Below are 16,673 nucleotides of genomic sequence, written 5' to 3'. Positions count from 1 at the left end.
ATGACACTGAATTCGATCGGGGATCTGGCCCGCGGCCTTACCCTCAGAACTCGCAGCGCCGAGATCAAATCACAAATCGAAACACTGTCGTATGAGATGTCCACCGGCAAGGTGCAGGATATCTCGGGTCGTCTGGGTGGTGATTACTCGCACCTACTGGATCTAGATCGCAGCCTGGAACGGTTGGACGCGCTTTCCATCGCCACCGCCGAGGCGCGGCTATTCACGGACGCAATGCAATTGAGCCTGACAACGCTAAGCGGCTCGGTCGCCGAGATGTCAGCGTCGCTGCTATCATTCGGCACGGCGAACCAGACCGTGACACATGAACAAGCATCGGTTCAGGCACGAAATGAGCTCGACACAATGATCTCAGCCCTGAATACGCGGGCGGGAGGGCGCAGCCTGTATTCCGGAACATCGACTGACGTCTCACCTCTGCCCTCCGCTGAAACATTATTGACAGCGCTGCAGGCCGAATTGATAGGGCTGACCTCCCTAACAGATATCCAACAGGCCGCTGAGGATTGGTTCAACGACCCCGCCGGATTTGATGCGGTGATATATCAAGGTGGCACAGACACCTTGGCTCCGATGCAGATTTCCGAGAACGAGCGGATCACGCTTCCGATCACTGCGACAGACCCCACGCTCAAGGACGCTTTGCGCGATGTTGCGGTTGCGGCTCTGGCCACAGATGATGCGCTTGGATGGACACCTGATCTACGAACCGCATTGTTCACGCAGCTTGGTGTTGAGCTGGCCAATACAAAGGATGCGACGGTCAATTTGCGCGCCCAGGTCGGCGCGGCTGAGGCGCGTGTGGAGCAAGCCGCAACGCGCAACGCCGCCGCAAGGACCAGCGCTGAGCATGCGCGCAATGCGTTGATCGCTGCAGATCCCTATGAGACTGCGGCACAGTTGCAAACCGTGCAGTTCCAACTGGAGAGTCTGTATTCCGTGACCGTTCGCAATGCCAACCTGTCACTGGTGAATTTCCTGAGATGAAGATACTCGCATTCCTTTTGATAGTCTTACCTTGCATTGCCAATGCCGGGGCTATACGCCTGAAAGATCTGGTGGATTTCGACGGGGTCCGCGGCAATGATCTGGTTGGCTACGGCCTTGTGGTTGGCCTGAATGGCACCGGTGACGGCTTGCGCAATTCTCCGTTCACCGAAGAGATTATGTCCAACATTCTCGAACGGCTGGGCGTAAACGTGAATGGCGAAGATTTTCGCCCCAAAAACGTCGCCGCCGTATTGGTCACCGCCACCCTACCACCCTTCGCGCGCGTCGGCGGTCAGATTGACGTCACCGTCTCTGCCATCGGAGATTCCAAAGGACTTCTTGGGGGGACATTGATCATGACACCCCTGAATGCAGCAGATGGTCAGATTTATGCCGTGGCGCAAGGGACAGTGCTAGCCGGAGGCGCTGCGGTTGAAGGCGAAGCAGCGTCGGTTGTAAGCGGGGTGCCGACATCGGGCGTCATACCCTCGGGCGCGCGTGTGGAGCGCGAGATCGATTTTCAGCTTGCTGATTTGACTCAATTCAGACTGGCGTTGAGAGAACCGGATTTCACGACCGCAAGCCGCATTGAGGCCGCCATCAACAGAGAATTCAACCGCGCCGTGGCACTCATGCGCGATTCCGGCACTGTGGAGTTGAGCATTGAGGCGACGCGGGCCGTATCAACCGCGCATGCGATTGGACGTATTGAAAACATACTGGTCGAACCCGAAAGCAAGGCCCGCGTCGTGGTGGATCAGAGATCCGGCACAATTGTTATGGGTCGGGACGTCAGGATTTCACGCGTCGCGGTATCGCAGGGCAACTTGACCCTCACAGTCGAGGAAGCCCCGATTGCTGTTCAGCCAAATCCGTTTGCGCGAGGCGAAACAGTCGTTGTTCCGCGCACCTACGCTGGGATCGAAGAGGAAGAAGGAACGGGGCTTGCAGAAATCCCCGAGGCAACCACCTTGTCCGAAGTGGTCGCCGGGTTGAACGCCTTGGGCGTGTCGCCACGCGATATGATCGACATCCTGAAAACCATCAAAGCTGCCGGGGCACTTCATGCAGAGTTCATCGTGAGATGAGCAGTCAGACCACAGCGTGCGCCTTTTGGTGTACGGTTTTACTTGGATTTCCAACTGTCCAGCCAGCGGCGAAAGCCCTTGCGCTTTTCATCTATTGCATCACCAGCGGCGTAAAGAACATCTTCCATGTTCTCCAAAACAGGATCGATCTTCTTTTGCCGAAACCGCCGCCATCGAACCCAGATGGCCCAAACCAGCGCAGCAAACAAAGTCAGGAAGACGATATTGAACCACGGGATGATGCGGACATCCGGCCCCTCGACATGCCGGATGAAAATTGCGTTGGGAAAAATCGACATGAATTCATTCCGCCAGCCGTAGTGCGTTACGACCACCCAATCGGGGTTATCTTTGGTCGACTTGGCATCGTTGGCCTCGGTGTAAAGGTTCGCAGTGTCGAACTTGAAATAAGGCGGCCAGCCCCAACCGGTGTCTTCGTTGCGATAGACAATCGGCTTCCCGTTGGCGCGTACGGCCTGAATGAACTGTACATCGCGGTTTGACAGGCTGGTGGATTGATCTTCAGGCTCGGACCAGAAGATTCGCGTCCAGTCCGTCAGGTCCTGACGTTCCTCGTAGGTGTTGACGATCCGCACCACATCGTGCTGCGGTAGGGAATACTGCAAGATCACGGCGATCGTGCCCCAGAAGATGATAATGAACGCCCATTTCACATAGGCCATGCCTTAACCCTCACATGTAATTCACGATGTAGATCAGCGCGCCAATCGCCACCCAAGGTACAATATAGACACCCAAAATCAGTTTGCGCCGGAATGAGTTGTCGTAGACGTGCAAACCACGCGCAACAAACGCTTCTTTGTTACCGGTTTTGCCCTTTTCGTCCCACCACGTCTCCAACTTTCGCCGCCTAACTCCTCGCGAATAAAAGGACAGCGCGAAATAGGCAATCGTCTGGATCACCAGCAGGATCAGAAACAGGCGCATCGCTCCGAACATCTTAATCTCTCCTGACCGCGCCCCAAGGGCCGACCCGTGCGATCACTGTTTCGCTGACCCGGTCATTGCCGGTCATATCCGGTTCATGACCAAATAGAGCCGCCCGCGCACCAGCCTTGTCCACCTGATACTCGCGGGCAAGGAAGTCGGCAACATAGGCTTTCTTGGTCTCGGGCCAGGTCCTGTAAGTACTATAAAACAATTCCTTGTGGCAGATGAACATCTGCCGCGGATCCAGCGGAGCCAATTCGGTCAACAGCATATTCACCAGATCGCGGTTCGGCGTATCGGCTGCGCGCAATGTGTAGAAATAAGCGGGATGATCCGAGGTGATGCGTGGCCAGCGCCCGCCATCCGTCGCCCAGCGCAACAGTTGTGCGAGGCCGTGATACGCCTCGGGTAGGCGATCGGCGTGATTGCGGGCCAGTCGTCGCATATCGCTGCGATCCAGCCCGCTCAGATCAACATCTGCGTCAGCAGCCGCAGCAATGGTCAGAAAGTCCATCTTCTGTTGTAAGATCGCTGCGGCATCCACGCCGCGCGCCTTAACGATAGGTTCAACCAGATCGTTGTAGTCGAGAAACTTGGCAATCTGGTTCCGCTGCGACGGGTCAAAAATATATTTGATCGGCATATCGTCAGGCTTTTCGCCCATGCAAATCGCCGCCGGGTGATCCATATCCGGGAACAGGTAGAGCCCGCCAAAGTGTGCCGTCCAGAAGTTGCACTGCTCGAAAGCGGTATGGCGCAGGCGCACCGGATTGCGCGTTACGTCGCCAGTTTCTTTGGCGGTTTCGATCATCTTGGCGATCAGCACATCGTCGAACCATGCATCCTCTTCGGTTTTGAAGCGTTCGACCATGCCCGCTAGTTGCTGGGCCTTGCGTAGGGTGCCGCCTGCGGTATCAGCCTCAATCTCGATCTTGCTCAGGTTCAACAGGTCGCGCGGCGTGCTGAGTTTGATGACCGAGTTCACCAGCTCTCCGGCCACCGCATCGGTGGCGGTTAGAGCAAACAGCTGCGCCTCGTTCATCTCGATGAACTCACGCAGGATATCGCGCGAGGTCGAGAATTTGACGTTCAGCAGGGGCGCGCGTTTCTGCTCGGTCGTCAGCAGGATGAACTGCCGGTTGACCCCGTTGGGATTGAGGTAGAGCTCGTCCTCCAGCTCAATCCCCACCTCTGGCGAATAGCCCGAGATATCGACATGAAAATCCGTCAGCGCCGTGGCCTTGCCCGCCAGATGTTGCAACGCGCGGTTATACCGCTCGACCAGAGCCGGGCTGGAGATGTGGACGAGATTGCCGAACATCAGGCCTTTTTCGATGAGGCGGATCATGACACTTGCTCTCTGCCCAGTTTTCCTCGAACGAATACCTCAACTGGCTTCAAAGCCTTCAAAAAATCTTGCCGGTATACATCCTTTTCATCATCCAAGCGGTCATAAAGGATATCGCGTTTCTCTCCTAAGATTTCTCGATAAGACTTCGCTAATTCAGTATCCCCGTAGTAATTAGCGTCCAGAAAAAGCTTAATGTAGACCAATAGCTCATGTTCAAGTGTCTTTAGAGGTTCAAAGAGTTTGGACAATTCTTCTCCCCAGACTGCATCTGCCTCTAGCAACAAAGCGTCGAGTTCGTTTCGTTTTTTCGAGTGGCGTTCCCAACGTTTTGCGTAAGCGTTGATAACTCCCCGCCGACGTAGTTCTGCATCTGGCAATCCGTCAGCTTCAGCCTCGTCGATCCGCAATTCAGAGTTCGACATAGCGGGGTGGCGAACCGAATAAAGCGCATCGCGGTATCGGTATGTTGCAATCATGATGCGGCGCGCCAGATCAGAGTCGGCGGTCCAGATGTTTTGGTTTTTCCAAGTGCTCAAGCCTCGAAATGCGGCGATTGCTGCTGCAACGGCAGCGCCCGCCATAACAGTGTTAGCCAACGCAGCCCAAGCTTCAGCACTCATCTGCCTTTCCCCTCCAGATACCGCCGCTTGGCCTCTTCCATCCGGCCCATCTCGCGGACGGCGTTTTCGATGGCGACCTCGTCGCTCTTGTCGGCATAGCGGAACTCGCTGTCGGCGTAGCGGTTGATTTCCTGCATCACCATCTCAACCGTGATCGGCTGGCGCAGGTCCTCGATCATGGCCTTCTTGGTGTCGTAGTCACGGAACAGGAACAGGTCGGGGTTTTCCATCCATTCGTCGGGCAGTTCGAAATCCATCGCGCGGACCTTGACCGCATCGGTGATGTTCTTGATCGCACGGCCGGTAAACCGCTCATCCGCCTGCTGGATCGCCTTGAGGTAAGTGCCCAGCTTGGCGATCGTGTCCATCTGGCCAATCTCGCCGGAGACCCGGTCATAGACCTGCAGCAAGGCGTCCTCATGCGGGCGGGAGTGGCTTTCGAAACTGGCGGCGACGGCCTTTTTGATTTCCTGCGCGGCATAGGCTACGTGTTCACCCAGCGGAATGTCGTGGTTGCGGCCCATCAGCAGGTGCAGGATGTCGATGTAGTCCTCACGCGTTTGCGGCCCGTCCACCAAGAACCGCGCGCCCGCCCGCTGGCGCAGGGCGTCGTCCACATTCTCTGGGTAGTTCGAGAACATGCCAAAGGTGCAGTTGCCGCGCACGACGGTGTTGGCCCCGGCAAAACTCTCCATCAGAACGGCGGTGATTTCCAGTTGCCCGGCCGAGGATTGACGGTCGCCGCGTTTGCCAGCCAGCTGGTCGATATCGTCGATGGTGCCGAAGCCGATAACCGTGGGGTCGATGATCGTGTTGATAAATGCCTTGGCATTCTGGCCGGATTTGCCTTGATAGCTGTCGATATTGTCGGTGCTCAGGTTCTGATAGCGGAAGGGGTAGCCCGCGTTCTGGCAATAGTCGTTGATCAGCCCGGCCATCATCTGGATCAGTGTGGTCTTGCCGGTGCCCGGTTTGCCGTCGCCCATGAAGGTGAAGATGAACCCGCCAAGCTCGGCAAACGGGTTCAGGCGTCGGTCGAAGTCGTAGGCCATCACCATCTTGGCCAGTTTCATCGCCTGATACTTGGCGATATGGTTGCCCACCACCTCGTTCGGTTTCTTGAACGTCATGGTTAGCGCGGTGGATTTGGCTTTGGACGCAGGTTCGAACCCCCGGATTGTCAGGTCATCCGCTTCGATATGCCAGGCGGCACTCTGGAACGGTGCCAGATGGCCTGCGGACTGGGCGCGTAGAGCGACCTTTTCCAACAGTTGCTCGGCATAGGCGCTGGTGGCCGCGATCAGGTGGGCATCATCGGGGGCGTGTTTGGCAAGGATCTGGTCCAACTCCCACAGCGCGCCGTGCAAGGCGAGTTGGCCGTTGTCGGTCAGGACCTCTTCGATCTCACCGATATCGACAGTGGTCTCTCCCAGATGCGAGGACATCAAGTACGCCAGCGCATTGCCGAAGGTGTGCGAGGTGATCAGAGCCTCGGCAGTCAGCAGTTCCGAGAATTCGGTCTTTCGCGCGGCGGGCAAATCGCCCGCAAGGTTCGCGCGTTTCAAGTCTACCAACGGTGTCTGTTCGGCGTAGGCCTCGCTCACCGCCAGAGCGATGGCAACCGCACGGCGGATTGCCTGCTGCGTTGTGGCCTGCGGTGGCGAGACCAGCGCATCGCCATCATCCGAGGCCTCGATCCGTTCGACCAAATGCACCCCGTCTGCGCGCACTGTGCGCCGTGTCACCAAACCCGGCGTGGTGGATCGAAACCTCCGTCCGGTCGACACCCCCGGCGACCGTTCCGTCGACGTCTCCACCGCCTTGGCAATCCGCGGCGCGTGTTCGAACCCATTCAGCAAGGCGGTCGCTGCCGGGTAATGCTTGCGAATATCCGCCTCGCGCAATTCCATCTGATCTGACGTCAAACTCATCTCAAAAACCGCCCTTGATTCATCTTTTTCAAAAATACTCTCGCCGAAGGCGAAACTAATACCTCAACACCTGCCCTGACTTGCTGACCACGAACTTGCGCACATCGGCAAACCCTGGAGGGTTACGCTCGGCCAGCACCTGAAACGGACGCTGGGGCAGGATGATCGACCGTTGGGTGCGCGTGGCTCCGGTCTCGGCCCCCTGCCCGCCGAACGGGTCAAGCGCAAAGACTTCGCGCTCGACGGTCGAAAACCACCCGGCGCGCTCTTCGATCACCTCTTCGCTTTCCAGCTCTTCAGTGGTCCAGGCCAGTGCCCAATCCTGTCCTTGCGGAGACTGCGCGTCCTCCAGAACCTGCCGCAGGGGGCCGGATTGTTCGGTATAGGCCGAGGAATACATTGGCCCCACATGAATGCGGCGCAGGTGTTTGGGGTGCAGGTCGTCGAAATCCTGATCGAACCCTTTGGCTATGGTCACCAGTTTCAACCCGCCCAGAGACTGCGCCATCAGATGCGCCTGCACTTCGGGCCAGCGGCGTTGGTCTTTGGGAAGGGCGGTTTTGCCGCTGTCCTCCAGTTGCATCAGGTAGATCACTGGCAGGTTGATCTGGCTGTCATAGACCGCCCAGTGGATCATGAACTTCCGCCGTTCGCCCTCATTCCCGATCCAGTGGCACTCGGGATCGTTGCGGGCCCAGAACAGCTGACCTTTCAGCAATTCCTCATAGTAGAGCCTTTGTGACAGCGCGAATTGCAGCTTGGTGGGGATTTCCTGATCGCCAATGATCGTCCGCACCATGTCAGTTTTTAGGTCATCCTCGGACGGCATATTCGCCAGATGCACCTGCGCCTGCTGCGCGTCATTGGCCATGGTCAGCAGCTCAGCCGCCACCGGAAACCCGCTGTCACGCTTGTCCATCGCAAGGCTACCAAAAAACCGTCCCGTATCGCGCCCGACCAGCAGGTATTTCATACTGAGCGCCCGGAAGGTGTAGAGCAGCCCCGAGAGGTAGCGCGACACGATCCGCACCTCTTGCTTCGAGATGGCACCCTCAGCCTCCATCGTCGCGGCCACGCGCAGGAGGTGGACGGTGATCACCTCGAATTTGCGGAAATAACGGCGCGAGGCGAAGGTGTCGGTCAGGCCGATATGGTCTTGGGTGGGGTCAGTCATGCGATTCTTTTGGCTCAAATGGTCCCGCTACTTCTCGATGCAAAAAAGGCCAGAATCCTCTTTCGTTACCTTGGATCATTGGATCGCCAATGAGTTGCTTGCCGAACCAAGCCCCAATTCGAATTCCGAAGGCCCATTCGATCAGACAGAAGTATTTCCAAGATACCCAAAGAAGTAGCGGGAAGAATACGTTGACCATCCTAACCCAAAGCCATACGAATATCGGCAGTCCCAACCCAATAGCCGAAACTATCTGAACAAGTTGCCAATTGGGGGAACCTGCAGATTGATAAGTCACGAAACCTACTACCAGGCATGTTAGCGCCGTCAGAAACAGGACCGTCGCAAGCAAAAGAGTCGTTGTTTTCATTGTAACTCCCGACCCTTTCCTCAACCCCCATACAAATTCTTATCATGCTTCTCGACAATCGAGGCGAACCGGCGGGCAAAGCGTTCATCCGCCTTGGCCTTTTTCTCCAGCACGTCGCGGGCAAAGACCATGTGGTCCTCATGCGCCTCAAGCATGTCGGCCATCTTCTGGTTGGTCGCGGTGCCGATGGCGGCCATGGCGGTTTGCGCTTCTTGATCCGTCTGCACGCCGATCTCGTTGATGCGGTGGGCCACGTCCTGCTGCTGTGCTGTTTTCAGCGATTTGGTCAGGGCGTCATACAGCACCACGCGCTGTTGCGTGTCTGTCTGCAGCTTGTTGATCAGCACCATCTGCGTCGCCGCCTGGTTTTGCAGTGAGTCGACCCAGGTTTTGCCCTTTTCGATATAGCGTTCCAGCGTCTGAGACTTGGCCAGCTTGACCTGCTCTTCCTGAACCTTGGCGTTGTATTGCTTGTTCAGCTCGGCCAGTTCAGTTTCCAGCTGGGTCCGCGCGGCGGCGTCCTGTTCGACGCTGATTTTGTTTTCCAGCGTGATGATTGTCGGGTCCATACCCTGAATCTCGGCGCGCAGTGCTTCCAACTCGGCCACCGTCGCCTCACGGTCATCCAGCGTGACAGTCAGGTTGTCTTCGACCTTGACGCGCTGTTCCTCCAGTACCGACAACTGCCCTTCCAGCAATTTTACGATCACATCGGACTTGGCGATCAGGTCCTGCAGCTTGTCATCAATATTGGCGGTGCGCATGCGTTCCTGCCGCATGGACTCGGATTTGGCCTTGGCGAAGATGCCGACGAACGACTCCCACCCGGTTTTCGAACGCATTTCGTCGAAATCCTTGGAAAACGCGTTGGTCACGTCGTCGAGCCCCATGATCAGCTCAGCGATGTTGGCGTTCATCACCTCGGTATGGGCGTGCACATCTTCCAAAGTGGCATTTTCAATGTCGATATCTGCCTCTGCGGTTCCGATCTTGGCACGCGCCGCTTCGATCCGTGAGGTCAAGCCTTCAATCTGCGACTGGCTTTCGCGGACTTTCTGTTGCGTCTCTTGAATCAATGCTTCGAATTGCTGGTTCGACATCTGCTATCCCTATTCTTCTTATCATCCAATGACATAGGGAATGTTATGGCAATTTACATCCCCTTGGGCCTCCAAATCACCAAGACTGTGACAAACTCGACGCTAAAAAGATAGACGCAGAGACAAGGCCGAGACACATTGCCTACTGGTTTTCAGAAGGGAAAATAGAAGCTCTTGGATTTCTTAAGTTGAAGCTGCCGATGGCAAGCTCAGTAGTTCGAATACCGGAAATTTACCACAGCATCATCTTGAATAGCGCAATGGGCTTTTATGTGGCTCCGCGCATCATTGCTGTCCTTCGAGCGCGCGACCTCCAGATCAATCAGATCGATGCCATCAGAATTTGTCGTATAGGAAAGCGTCCGCTCAAAATCGACGGCATAGTAGCCTTGATTGCTCATGGCGGTGTGGGTCCGATGCATACAAAGCCCGATCGCATTCTCCTCGGGCGAAACGTGCGGGTGCTTCTGGTATTTTGATCCGTGCTTGTGATGGTGTTTGGCGATCGACGCTCCCAGCACACCCAACGCGACCCCAGCGATAAGCGCTCCGGTATCGTTGGCACGGGTTGATGTCGCGGTCAGTGTGGTCGATGCAACAACGGCACAGACTATAGCGGCAAAAACGGATTTCATTCGCATCTATTTCGTCTCCCTCTGTAGGCAGTGAACAAAATTCAGTTCATTGAAGTGTTCCAGAAGAGACTAGCCTGACGACCTAAACTATTGCCAGATTTTCGTGAAAACGTGTTGCCCACCATGTCCGTGTTGCGATGGATACAACTTCGCCCCGCGCCTGGAGGAACGCGGGGCGTGTGGTGCGACAATCCAGAGAGGCGGGACTGTCGCTAAGTGATCAACAGCCTCAGTTCACGGCTTTGGCGTCAACCACGTCCTTTTCAATGGCCTTGCCAGACGAAATTTCGATCCGGCGCGGTTTCAGCGCTTCTGGCACTTCGCGCTTCAGATCGATGTTCAGCATGCCGTTTTCATGGCTCGCGCCGGTGACACGAACGTGGTCGGCCAGAGCAAAGCGGCGCTCGAACGCGCGGGTGGCGATGCCACGGTGCAGGTAGCTGCGCTCTTTTTCGTCCGAAGCTTTCTTGCCGGAAACCACCAGAGAATTTTCCTTTACCTCAACCGACAGATCGGCCTCGGAAAACCCTGCAACAGCGACCGAAATGCGGTAGGTATCAGCATCGGTCTTTTCGATGTTGTAAGGGGGATAGCTGGGCTGAGCCACGTCATTGGTCAAAACCCGGTCCATCATGTCTGCAATCTGGTCGAAACCGATGGTTGCGCGGTGAAGTGGTGCGAAGTCAAATGTACGCATGTCGTATCCTCATCTTTGAGCGATTCACGAAATTGCCCTCCGAAATGGACGGGCGGTGATTTATGCCGGACCCCAGCTTTGGCGATCCGGTAAAACTCAGATGGGAAGTAAAAGGACTGGGTTCAAGACCCGCCCGCGCTGAGGAATTTAGCACCCGAACTGGACTTGGCTGAACTCGGCTGCAATCTGCGGATTGTTGCCGTGGGTCGGGGCGCGTCACGACGCAATATCGCCTTGAGTTCCGAGACAATCCCCGACAGCTCCATCCCGTAGCCGATCTTGCGTTGACCATCCGATGCGCCCGCCGAAACAACCGACAGGATCTGCCAACGCGGGCCTTTTTTTGCTAAAATAGCGGAGCCCGACGAACCGAATGTAATATCGCAATCAAAGCTGATCAGCCCCTGCCCGCGTTGCAGGATGCGGCAAGAGCGTTGGCGCGTGATCGCCTCGGCCCGACCGCGACCATACGAGGCGACGCTGATTTCGCTGTCGCTGACGCGGCCGCTGTGCAGGGCGAACGGATCAGCAATCGAATAGGGAATCGGCTCTTCCAGCCGCATTAGAGCCACATCAATTCGAACACGTGACGCCGATACCGGCGCATTGGCAACAAAATCGGGATGGGTCGCAATCTGGATGACCTTGCGATCCGCAAGCGCCTGACCGTCGCTCAAACCGGCGCGAAAGGTCAATTCACCGGGGGCATAGGGTTTTCCGGTGGCCTTGCTCACAGCGCAATGCGCCGCTGTCAGCACGATGTCCTTTGCGATCAAAGTACCGGTGCAAAAGCCCTGTTCGCCGATATCCAGACGTCCGACCGCCTCCCACCCATACAGCTCATCGCGATCCGTCAGTCGGCGCTTGCTGCTGGTCTGGGCCTGCGCGGCAGTTACGAGAATAGAAACAAGCAAGGTGATACTTAGAAAAACACGCATCATGGCTTAAGGAACTTTGCTCCGAGGTTTTTGGTGTTGTTGTCCAATGTGGCGTTCATACCCCGCCCCTGCGAAAGCTCGGCCCGCAACAATTCCAGCGATTCATCCAAGGCGGTGCCCAGCGCAACGCGTTGACCCTGCAATTCGGCCTTCGCTGCAACGACCGACACAATGCGTGGCCGCTCGCCGTCAAACGAAAAGATCGGCGCACCGGATGCCCCGAAATCCACGTTGCAGGACATAACCAGAATTCCAGCCTGTCGCCCAATGACGGAACAGACTTCCTGCAATGCTGGCGCTTCGGCGCGGTCATGCGCGTACGAGACAACCCCCACCTCTTGACCGCGGGCAGGACGGCGTCCGGTTTCGAAAGGAATGACCGAGGTGTTGCGGATCGGCTGCCACAGCTCGATCAGCGCAATATCATGACGCACCCGCGTTGCAGAAACATTGCCTTCATAAACATAATCGGGGTGAACCACTGTTCGACGCGCCGGACGATAAGCCGAGGCGGAACCAAGGCGCCAACCGGCCAGAAACTCGATCCGGGCCGGATTAATTCGCTGTTTCGTGGTTTTGTCGTACAGACAATGCGCAGCCGTCAGTACCAGAGTCGGAGATATCAGCGATCCGGTACAAAACCCGGTGCCGTCGATATCCAGCCGACCAACTGCCATCCACTCGCGCCCAGCATCGGTGGTTTCCAGGCTCCTAAGCCCAGTATCCTGCGCCTGTCCTGCCAAGGGCAGCAAGCTGAAGACAATAGCCGTGATCCAGTTGCGCACGCGGGTCTCCGGTCATGGGGTCCGACCAAGATTCGTATGCCGTTGGTGCGGCGAAAATAGGGCAATTGCCCCTTGGATGAAATTCAACCGGACCTGATGCGCGGGTGCAGCAATCGATCAACGCAGTTGGGGTACCCCAGCCATGCCGCCGCGCAATGCGCGCGGTTCCGGCCCTCCGGTGGCCCAGTCCAGCAGCTCGACTGTGTGGACAACGGGCGTGTCAGTCCCAGAGCCGATCTGCATCATGCATCCGATGTTACCTGCCGCGATAACATCAGGATTCCTAGCCTCAAGCGTGCGCACTTTTCGTTGTTTCAACTGACCCGAAATCTCAGGCTGCATCAGGTTGTAGGTTCCTGCACTGCCACAGCACAAATGACTATCTTTAGGCTCTAGCACTGTGAATCCAGCAGATTTCAGCAGGTTCTTGGGATAAGAGGTAACCTTTTGCCCATGTTGCAATGAACACGCCGCGTGGTAGGCAACAACCAGTTCTTTCTTGTCGCTGTCCGGCATCTCTAGCTGCACCAAAAGCTCACTGATATCCATCGCCATGGCGGATACACGCCCCGCATCCACCGCCAGCGGATCACTGCGGAACATGTGCCCATAATCTTTAACCGTGGTCCCACACCCCGAGGTGTTGATCACGATCGCATCCAGACCATCACCATCCATTTCGCGTGTCCAGGCCCGGATATTGGCTGCAGCAGACGCATGGCTTTCACCGGTTTTACCCATGTGATGGGTTAATGCGCCACAACAGCTGGCACCTTCGGCGACAACGACCTCGCAGCCCAATCGGGTCAGCAGGCGAATCGTGGCGTCGTTGATGTCGGTGTTCAGCGCTTTTTGCGCACAGCCCGTCATTAGGGCGACGCGTTTCTTCTTAGCGCCTTTTGCTGCAAAGCTCTGAGGGTCATCATTGCGACTGACTGGTGGAATATATCTCGGCGCCATTTCCAGCATCGCCTTTAGCCGGGCATCCGGCATCAGAAACCGGAACGGACGACCCAGCTTTGCCCCGATTAGAGCCCAGCGAAAGCGTGTCGGATAAGGCAGGATTCTGGCCAATATCCAGCGCAGAGCACGATCCGAGATCGGGCGCTTGTAGTTGTCTTCGATATATTCCCGTGCGTGGTCCACGAGGTGCATGTAATGCACGCCCGAGGGGCACGTGGTCATGCAGGCGAGGCAGGATAGGCAGCGATCGATATGCTTGACAGTCTTTTCGTCCGGAACACGCTCATTCTCCAACATGTCCTTGATCAGATAGATGCGCCCGCGAGGGCTGTCCAACTCATCGCCTAGCACCTGATAAGTCGGGCAGGTTGCTGTACAGAAACCACAGTGAACACAATTTCGGAGTATCTCGTTGGATCGCTGAATCGCTGGGTCTTGCAACTGCTTTTCGGTAAATTTCGTCTGCATCGCCTACCCCATCAGACCCGGATTGAACACGTTCCGAGGGTCAAATCTCTTCCGAATTGCCTTTGTTAGAGCCTGAATCTGCGTGCTCTCCGGTTGGAATCGCCCAAATTCAACGATGGTGTCAGCCTCTGCACGTACCAGCGTTGCATGTCCTTCAAAGTGACCCAGTCGTGCACGCAGATCGGTGCCCTTTGGCACCAATACCCAGATCAAGCCCCCGCCCCAGTCAAATAAGGTTCGATCCGCGTCGATCCGTTCTGCAAGGCTGGCTGCATCGCCGGGTTTCACCGATAAGCGCCAGACATCACCTTCCAGATCCTGAAACGCACGCAGATCACGCAGATCGACCCAGCGGTTCCTCGAATTCTCTAACTCGGTGCATTCGCCCCCAAGGATTTCGCGCAATCGACCTACCCGATAGGCAACCGAGTCGGCAAATCCTTCGATCCGCAACAGCGCCTGCCCACCCAGTGGATCATAGGCTGCGCTGCTCACCTCGAAGGGGGATTTCAGGGCAGTGGACATGAGATCAACTGCGGTTCCTACATCAGCGGCCCCGACTGCCAGAGTGGTCTCGACCTCAGGTCTAGGCAGCACTTTCAGTGAGACCTCGGACAGCACCCCTAGCGTGCCCCAGGAACCTGCCATGAGCTTGACCAGATCGTAACCGGTGACATTCTTCATCACCCGCCCGCCATTCTTGATTACCTGCCCCAACCCGTCGACATAACGTACGCCCAACAGGAAATCCCGGCAGGCGCCAGCCTGAATTCGACGCGGCCCCGAGATGTTGGCCGCGACAACACCGCCGATTGTCGGTTCCCCCGTGGTGCCCAGCAAACCGCGATGATCCATCGGCTCGAACGCCAGTTGCTGGCCCTCGGCCTCCAAAGCCGCTTCGATCTCAGTCACTGGAGTCCCGGCATGCGCGACCAGAGTCAATGCGCCCGGCTCATACTGTGTAATTCCGTGCAGTCCCGATAGGTTCAGCACAGGCTCGGGCCCATCAAGGCCGCGCGTGCCGCCTCCGGCAATACGCACTGGGCCATCCAGGCCGGCAACGATGTCCGCAAGTTCAGCCTCGGTTTCAGGTGTCATGGCACTTCATCTTTTCGCAAATACTCTGGGTATTGATGGGGAAGGCTCATCTATTCCGCGGCCATCCTGCGCGTGGCAGACGCCTTTAGCGGAAACACCTTGGCTGGGTTCAACAGCCAATTCGGATCAAACACATCTTTCACCGCCATCTGCGCCTCAAGATCCTGTGGTTCATATTGGTGTGTCATCAGATCACGCTTTTCGATGCCGACCCCATGCTCACCAGTCAGGCAGCCCCCCGCATCAACGCAAAGCTTCAGGATGTCCGCCCCGAACGCTTCACATTTCTCAAGATCGCCGGGTTTGTTGGCGTCAAACAGGATCAAGGGGTGCATGTTGCCGTCACCGGCATGGAACACATTGCCGACTGGCAGGCCATAATCTTTGCTCAGCTCCCCGATCCGGCGCAGGACGAAGGGTAGCGATGAGACCGGGATCGTCCCATCCAGACACATATAATCGTTGATTTGCCCCATCGCGCCGAAGGCCGATTTCCGCCCCAGCCAGATACGGGCGCTTTCATCAGCCGATTGGCTTTCTCGCAGCTCAATCGGATTATGCCGCTTGGCGATCTCGATAATCTTCGACAACTGGCTATCGATCTCTGCCTCTGATCCTTCAACTTCGACGATCAGCAACGCCTCGCAATCAGGATAACCCGCTTGGGCGAAATTCTCGCAGGCTCGAATACAAAGGCGGTCCATGAACTCGATCGCGACAGGCAATATGCCCGATTTGATTATGTCAGAGACGCATTGACCGGCCACTTCATTATCGTCAAAGCCCATCAGAACGGGCCGCGCGCCCTCCGGTTTGCGCAGGATGCGCAACGTTGCTTCAGTTACGACACCCAATTGCCCTTCGGATCCGCAGATAACACCCAACAGGTCCAACCCGCCTGAATCCAGATAGGCACCTCCAATTTCGACCACGCTGCCATCCATCATGACCATAGTCACACCCATCAGATTGTTGGTCGTCACCCCGTATTTCAGGCAATGCGCGCCGCCGGAGTTCATCGCGATATTCCCGGCAATGGCGCAGGCAAGCTGGGATGAGGGATCGGGGGCGTAAAAGAAATCCTCTTCTTCAACGGCACCGGTTACACTCAGGTTGGTTCGGCCGGATTGCACTTTGATAAACCTGTTGTCGTAATCGATTTCCAGAACTTCGTTCATCCGTGCAACGCCTAGAATCACACAATCTGCCGTCGGCAGGGCACCACCCGCCAATGACGTGCCCGCGCCGCGCGGTACAACCGGCACACCCAGTTCATGGCAAATGCGCAAGACATCGGAAACCTGCTGCGTGGTCGAAGGCAGTACAGCCAGCATTGGCGGGCATTTATAGGCGGTCAGCGCATCACATTCATAAGCCCTGGTCTCGGCCTCTTCATGGATAACAGCATCCTTCGGCAGCACTTGCTGTAGTCGCGCAACCAATGCCTGCTTGCGTGCTAAGACATCCGGATTTGGCTTGGGCATTTCCATCGC

17 protein-coding genes are annotated in these 16,673 nt (G+C 56.6%); 2 read left to right on the top strand and 15 right to left on the bottom strand.

Annotation, left to right across the window (positions count from 1 at the left end; translation table 11 throughout):
• Together ACR0NM_RS13455 and ACR0NM_RS13450 are read left to right on the top strand one after the other, a co-directional pair.
• Positions 1 to 1,008, top strand: a complete 1,008-nt coding sequence (locus ACR0NM_RS13455) for a flagellin (RefSeq protein WP_480615171.1) — start codon at positions 1 to 3, stop codon at positions 1,006 to 1,008.
• Positions 1,005 to 2,099: a flagellar basal body P-ring protein FlgI gene (locus ACR0NM_RS13450; protein WP_170395247.1), complete on the top strand. Its 1,095-nt coding sequence runs from the start codon at positions 1,005 to 1,007 to the stop codon at positions 2,097 to 2,099. Before ACR0NM_RS13455 ends, ACR0NM_RS13450 begins: the two co-directional genes overlap by 4 nt.
• 38 nt (positions 2,100 to 2,137) lie before the next feature.
• Here ACR0NM_RS13450 and ACR0NM_RS13445 read toward each other — a convergent pair whose 3' ends face one another.
• From ACR0NM_RS13445 to ACR0NM_RS13375, 15 genes are all read right to left on the bottom strand, one after another.
• The gene (locus ACR0NM_RS13445) at positions 2,138 to 2,782 is read right to left on the bottom strand and encodes a DUF1523 family protein (RefSeq protein WP_480615169.1); all 645 of its coding nucleotides are present in this window, start codon (positions 2,780 to 2,782) and stop codon (positions 2,138 to 2,140) included.
• A 10-nt stretch (positions 2,783 to 2,792) separates the two neighbouring features.
• Complete coding sequence (locus tag ACR0NM_RS13440) at positions 2,793 to 3,059, bottom strand: hypothetical protein (protein WP_170395242.1); 267 nt, start codon at positions 3,057 to 3,059, stop codon at positions 2,793 to 2,795.
• Position 3,060: 1 nt separating this feature from the next.
• The gene (locus ACR0NM_RS13435; RefSeq protein WP_480615167.1) at positions 3,061 to 4,398 is read right to left on the bottom strand and encodes a DUF6638 family protein; all 1,338 of its coding nucleotides are present in this window, start codon (positions 4,396 to 4,398) and stop codon (positions 3,061 to 3,063) included.
• A complete protein-coding gene (locus ACR0NM_RS13430) occupies positions 4,395 to 5,021 on the bottom strand; it encodes a hypothetical protein (RefSeq protein WP_480615165.1) in 627 nt (208 codons plus the stop codon). The genes ACR0NM_RS13435 and ACR0NM_RS13430 overlap by 4 nt, the downstream gene beginning before the upstream one ends.
• Entirely contained in the window at positions 5,018 to 6,952 is a 1,935-nt protein-coding gene (locus ACR0NM_RS13425) for an AAA family ATPase (RefSeq protein WP_480615163.1), read from the bottom strand. The genes ACR0NM_RS13430 and ACR0NM_RS13425 overlap by 4 nt, the downstream gene beginning before the upstream one ends.
• 55 nt (positions 6,953 to 7,007) lie before the next feature.
• A complete protein-coding gene (locus tag ACR0NM_RS13420) occupies positions 7,008 to 8,126 on the bottom strand; it encodes a hypothetical protein (RefSeq protein ID WP_480615161.1) in 1,119 nt (372 codons plus the stop codon).
• The gene (locus ACR0NM_RS13415; RefSeq protein ID WP_480615160.1) at positions 8,119 to 8,496 is read right to left on the bottom strand and encodes a hypothetical protein; all 378 of its coding nucleotides are present in this window, start codon (positions 8,494 to 8,496) and stop codon (positions 8,119 to 8,121) included. The genes ACR0NM_RS13420 and ACR0NM_RS13415 overlap by 8 nt, the downstream gene beginning before the upstream one ends.
• A 20-nt stretch (positions 8,497 to 8,516) precedes the next feature.
• Positions 8,517 to 9,596 carry a coiled-coil domain-containing protein gene (locus ACR0NM_RS13410; RefSeq protein ID WP_170423295.1) on the bottom strand — a complete coding sequence of 360 codons (1,080 nt, stop codon included), beginning with the start codon at positions 9,594 to 9,596 and terminating at the stop codon, positions 8,517 to 8,519.
• 209 nt (positions 9,597 to 9,805) lie between these two features.
• Complete coding sequence (locus ACR0NM_RS13405) at positions 9,806 to 10,237, bottom strand: hypothetical protein (RefSeq protein ID WP_170395209.1); 432 nt, start codon at positions 10,235 to 10,237, stop codon at positions 9,806 to 9,808.
• A gap of 223 nt (positions 10,238 to 10,460) precedes the next feature.
• Positions 10,461 to 10,928: an Hsp20 family protein gene (locus ACR0NM_RS13400; protein ID WP_170395206.1), complete on the bottom strand. Its 468-nt coding sequence runs from the start codon at positions 10,926 to 10,928 to the stop codon at positions 10,461 to 10,463.
• Positions 10,929 to 11,050: 122 nt separating this feature from the next.
• Positions 11,051 to 11,869 (bottom strand): trypsin-like serine peptidase, encoded by an 819-nt coding sequence (locus ACR0NM_RS13395; RefSeq protein WP_480615158.1) that lies wholly within the window; start codon positions 11,867 to 11,869, stop codon positions 11,051 to 11,053.
• Positions 11,866 to 12,651 (bottom strand): trypsin-like serine peptidase, encoded by a 786-nt coding sequence (locus ACR0NM_RS13390; RefSeq protein WP_170423291.1) that lies wholly within the window; start codon positions 12,649 to 12,651, stop codon positions 11,866 to 11,868. The genes ACR0NM_RS13395 and ACR0NM_RS13390 overlap by 4 nt, the downstream gene beginning before the upstream one ends.
• Before the next feature lie 117 nt (positions 12,652 to 12,768).
• A complete protein-coding gene (gene glcF / locus ACR0NM_RS13385; protein WP_480615156.1) occupies positions 12,769 to 14,082 on the bottom strand; it encodes a glycolate oxidase subunit GlcF in 1,314 nt (437 codons plus the stop codon).
• A 3-nt stretch (positions 14,083 to 14,085) separates the two neighbouring features.
• Entirely contained in the window at positions 14,086 to 15,180 is a 1,095-nt protein-coding gene (locus ACR0NM_RS13380; protein ID WP_480615154.1) for an FAD-binding protein, read from the bottom strand.
• A gap of 50 nt (positions 15,181 to 15,230) precedes the next feature.
• Positions 15,231 to 16,670 (bottom strand): FAD-linked oxidase C-terminal domain-containing protein, encoded by a 1,440-nt coding sequence (locus ACR0NM_RS13375; protein WP_480615152.1) that lies wholly within the window; start codon positions 16,668 to 16,670, stop codon positions 15,231 to 15,233.
• Between the last annotated feature and the right edge of the window lie 3 nt (positions 16,671 to 16,673).

The sequence above is a fragment of the Ruegeria sp. AF2 genome (genome assembly GCF_056542025.1).
The sequence above is the reverse complement of the archived record's forward strand: the minus strand, read 5'-3'. Positions and strand labels throughout refer to the sequence as shown.

Coding starts and splice junctions, on each gene's coding strand:
- ACR0NM_RS13405 (WP_170395209.1), bottom strand. CDS start 10,237: ATGCGAATGAAATCCGTTTTTGCCGCTATAGTCTGTGCCGTTGTTGCA.
- ACR0NM_RS13445 (WP_480615169.1), bottom strand. CDS start 2,782: ATGGCCTATGTGAAATGGGCGTTCATTATCATCTTCTGGGGCACGATC.
- ACR0NM_RS13430 (WP_480615165.1), bottom strand. CDS start 5,021: ATGAGTGCTGAAGCTTGGGCTGCGTTGGCTAACACTGTTATGGCGGGC.
- ACR0NM_RS13440 (WP_170395242.1), bottom strand. CDS start 3,059: ATGTTCGGAGCGATGCGCCTGTTTCTGATCCTGCTGGTGATCCAGACG.
- ACR0NM_RS13420 (WP_480615161.1), bottom strand. CDS start 8,126: ATGACTGACCCCACCCAAGACCATATCGGCCTGACCGACACCTTCGCC.
- ACR0NM_RS13375 (WP_480615152.1), bottom strand. CDS start 16,670: ATGGAAATGCCCAAGCCAAATCCGGATGTCTTAGCACGCAAGCAGGCA.
- ACR0NM_RS13410 (WP_170423295.1), bottom strand. CDS start 9,596: ATGTCGAACCAGCAATTCGAAGCATTGATTCAAGAGACGCAACAGAAA.
- ACR0NM_RS13425 (WP_480615163.1), bottom strand. CDS start 6,952: ATGAGTTTGACGTCAGATCAGATGGAATTGCGCGAGGCGGATATTCGC.
- ACR0NM_RS13415 (WP_480615160.1), bottom strand. CDS start 8,496: ATGAAAACAACGACTCTTTTGCTTGCGACGGTCCTGTTTCTGACGGCG.
- ACR0NM_RS13455 (WP_480615171.1), top strand. CDS start 1: ATGACACTGAATTCGATCGGGGATCTGGCCCGCGGCCTTACCCTCAGA.
- ACR0NM_RS13400 (WP_170395206.1), bottom strand. CDS start 10,928: ATGCGTACATTTGACTTCGCACCACTTCACCGCGCAACCATCGGTTTC.
- glcF (WP_480615156.1), bottom strand. CDS start 14,082: ATGCAGACGAAATTTACCGAAAAGCAGTTGCAAGACCCAGCGATTCAG.
- ACR0NM_RS13435 (WP_480615167.1), bottom strand. CDS start 4,398: ATGATCCGCCTCATCGAAAAAGGCCTGATGTTCGGCAATCTCGTCCAC.
- ACR0NM_RS13450 (WP_170395247.1), top strand. CDS start 1,005: ATGAAGATACTCGCATTCCTTTTGATAGTCTTACCTTGCATTGCCAAT.
- ACR0NM_RS13380 (WP_480615154.1), bottom strand. CDS start 15,180: ATGACACCTGAAACCGAGGCTGAACTTGCGGACATCGTTGCCGGCCTG.
- ACR0NM_RS13395 (WP_480615158.1), bottom strand. CDS start 11,869: ATGATGCGTGTTTTTCTAAGTATCACCTTGCTTGTTTCTATTCTCGTA.